Source organism: Streptomyces africanus (genome assembly GCF_002150735.1).
Classification (GTDB): Bacteria; Actinomycetota; Actinomycetes; order Streptomycetales; family Streptomycetaceae; genus Streptomyces; species Streptomyces africanus.
This window is the reverse complement of sequence record NZ_MUKA01000385.1, coordinates 396-3911: the sequence shown is the minus strand read 5'-3', so window position 1 is coordinate 3911 and position 3516 is coordinate 396. Positions and strand designations below refer to the sequence as shown.

Genomic DNA, 3516 nt, shown 5'->3' with positions numbered 1-3516 from the left:
GCTTCGTGTCCGGGGCCAGGGGTGGCGAGTCCCCGGTGTGAGCGCCCCCAGTGTGTGGGCGGGGCCACCAGTGGGGAGCGGGCGCCGCCTACTCCGTGGCCGGGGCCTCCGGGGGCGAGACCCCCGGGGTGAGCACCCCCAGCGCATAGGCGCGGGCCACCAGTTGGGTGCGGTTGGCGGCATGCCAGCGGGAGGACAGGCGGCGCAGGTGGTAGGTGACGCCGTCGGCGGTGAGGCCGGTCTCGCGGGCCGCCCGGGCCGTGGTGGCGCCGGCGGCCAGCAGGGCCAGGATGCGTGCCTCCGTCGGGGTGACCCGGGCCTGCTCGGCGGGCGGGGCGGGGGAGGGGGCGCGCTCGCCCTCCACGCGCAGCATCACCAGCAGCGCGGGTGTGTCCTCGACCGTGTCGCTCACCGGGTCCGCCGTCAGCTCCCCGTACCGCTCCGCGCCGCCGGGTGCCTCCCAGCAGACCGACACCTGGTAGCGCGAGCGGTGCCGCAGCCGCAGGGCCTGGGCGATGCGCTCCACCTGCGTGGCCTCCCGCGGGCTGAACAGGTCCAGGACGTCACGGCCGCGCAGCCGCCCCGGCGTCGTACCGCACTCCGCGGCCATCGCCGGATTGGCCAGCAGCACCGCGCCGTACACATCGCACACCGCGACCGGCATCGCGACCCGGTCGAAAAGGAGCAGGGCGCGGTTGCGCCACGTCACGGCCTCCTGCCGGGCCTGGTCCACGAGCTTCTCCTGCCACGCCGGGCCGCCCCCGCGCAAGAGCGACGCATCTGCTTGTACTACACAATCATGTAGGCCCGCGGCACGGCCCGCCGGGTCCCGTGGATCACGCTGGATCGCAGTACTTCCGTACCGCGAAAGGCAGTTGTCGCGTCATGCGCCCCACCGCACAGACCCCCCGGCCCGCAGACGGCCTCCCCGGCGTCCCCGTCGCCGACATCTCCGGCACCGGACCCGGCGACGCGCCCATCCAGCAGGCCATGGACCTGATGCGCGAGCACGGGCCGGTGTTCGTGCGGCGGCTGTACGGACGCGACACCCTGTTCGTGGGCGACCTGGACCTCGTGGCCGAACTCGCGGACGAGCAGCGGTTCGCCAAGCACATCGGGCCCGGCCTGGAGAACGTCCGCGAATTCGCTGCTGATGGCCTGTTCACCGCGTACAACGACGAGCCCAACTGGGCCAAGGCGCACGACATCCTCATGCCCGCCTTCGCGCTCGGCTCCATGCGGACCTACCACCCCGTGATGCTGAAGGTGGCCCGCAGGCTCATCGCGTCCTGGGACCGCGACGCCCGCGCCGGACACCCCGTCGACGTGCCCGGCGACATGACCCGCATGACGCTCGACACCATCGGACTCGCCGGGTTCGGCTACGACTTCGGCTCCTTCGAGCGTCCCGAGCCGCACCCCTTCGTCGAGTCGATGGTCCGCTGCCTGGAGTGGAGCATGACCCGCCTCGCCCGCGTCCCGGGCCGGGACTACTCGGCGGCGGACGCGGCCTTCCGCGAGGACTCCGCTTATCTCGCCCGGGTCGTCGACGAGGTCATCGCCGCCCGCACCGGCACCGACCAGAGCCAGGCCGACGACCTGCTCGGCCTCATGCTCACCGCCGAGCACCCCGCCGACGGCGGCACCCTCGACGCCGCCAACATCCGCAACCAGGTCATCACCTTCCTCATCGCCGGCCACGAGACCACCTCCGGCGCCATGTCCTTCGCCCTGTACTACCTCGCCAAGCACCCGACCGCGCTCCGGCTCGTGCAGCGCGAGGTCGACGAGCTGTGGGGCGACCAGGCCGACCCGGAGCCCGCGTACGACGAGATCGGCCGGCTCACCTACACCCGCCAGGTCCTCAACGAGGCGCTCCGGCTGTGGCCCACCGCCGCCGTGTTCTCCCGGGAGGCCCGCGAGGACACGCTGCTCGGCGGCCGCATCCCGCTGCGCGCCGGGCAGTCCGCCCTGGTGCTCACGCCGATGCTGCACCGCCGGCCCGTGTGGGGCGACAACCCCGAACTGTTCGACCCCTCCCGCTTCACGGCCGAGGCGGAGGCGCAGCGCCCGGTGCACGCCTTCAAGCCGTTCGGCACCGGTGAGCGCGCCTGCATCGGACGGCAGTTCGCCCTGCACGAGGCGACGATGCTGCTGGCCATGCTCGTCCACCGCTACCGGCTGAGCGACCACGCCGACTACCGGCTCCACGTCAAGGAGACCCTGACCCTCAAGCCCGAGGGCTTCACCCTCACGCTCACCCCGCGCACGCCCGCCGACCGCGCCCACGCGCCGCTGCCCGGCGCCGCCCCGGTCCGGGACTCCCGGTCGGCCGAACCGCAGGGCCTGCCCGCCCGCGTCCGCCCCGGCACCGCCGTCCTCTTCCTGCACGGCAGCAACTACGGCACCTGCCGCGACTTCGCCGCCCAACTCGCCGACGAGACCGCCGCGATCGGCTGCGAGACCCAGGTGGCGTCCCTGGACGCCTACGCGGGCGGCCTGCCCACCGACCGGCCCGTCGTCATCACGGCCGCCTCCTACAACGGCCGCCCCACCGACGACGCCACCGCCTTCGCCGCCTGGCTGGAGGAGACCCACGACCTGTCCGGCGTGACCTACACCGTCCTCGGTGTCGGCGACCGCAACTGGGCCGCGACCTACCAGCACGTCCCCACCCGGATCGACGAGCGGCTCGCGCAGTCCGGCGCCGGCAGGCTGCTGGAGCGCGCCGCCGCCGACGCCTCCGGCGATCTCACCGGCACGGTCCGGGAGTTCACGGCGGCCCTGCGCGCCGCCCTGCTGGAGCGGTACGGCGACCCGGACGCCACGGCCCCGGACGCCGAGCCCACCGCGGCCTACGAGGTCCGCACCCTCACCGGCGGCCCGCTGGACGCCCTCGCCGAGCGGCACGAGCTCGTCCCCATGCGGGTCACCGAGGCGTACGACCTCACCGCGCCCGGCTACGCGCGCCGCAAGCGGTTCCTCCGCGTCGCGCTCCCGGACGGCGTCACCTACCGCACGGCCGACCACCTCACCGTGCTGCCCGCCAACCACCCGGACCTCGTCACCCGCGCCGCCGCCGCGCTCGGCACCGACCTCGACACCGTCCTGGACATCCGCCCCACCCAACCGCGCCGCGACGGCATCGCCGTCGACCGCCCCGTGACGGTACGGCAGCTCCTCACCCACCACGTGGAGCTGCAGGAGCGCCCCAGCGCCGGGCAACTGGCCGCCCTCGCCGCCGCCAACCCCTGCCCGCCGGAGCGCACGGCCCTGGCCGCCCTGACCGACGACCCGCGCACTCTCGTGGAGATCCTCGAGGACCACCCGGCCCTGCGCGGCGCCCTGGACTGGCCGCAGCTCCTCGACCTCCTCACCCCGCTGCGCCCCCGCCACTACTCCATCTCCTCCTCGCCCGCCGTCGACCCCGGCCACGTGGACCTGATGGTCTCGCTGCTGGAGGCACCGGCCCGCTCCGGCAGGGGTCTCTACCGGGGCACCGGCTCCGGCCACCTC

At 74.5% G+C, this 3516-nt stretch carries 2 protein-coding genes; one reads left to right on the top strand and one right to left on the bottom strand.

Annotated features, from left to right (window positions below; all coding sequences use genetic code 11):
• Positions 1–88 precede the first annotated feature (88 nt).
• The gene (locus CCL05_RS36915) at positions 89–733 is read right to left on the bottom strand and encodes a PAS domain S-box protein (protein WP_086565006.1); all 645 of its coding nucleotides are present in this window, start codon (positions 731–733) and stop codon (positions 89–91) included.
• A 152-nt stretch (positions 734–885) separates the two neighbouring features.
• Here CCL05_RS36915 and CCL05_RS36910 point away from each other — a divergent pair.
• On the top strand, positions 886–3516 hold a 2631-nt coding region (locus CCL05_RS36910), incomplete at its 3' end, for a cytochrome P450 (RefSeq protein WP_244204530.1).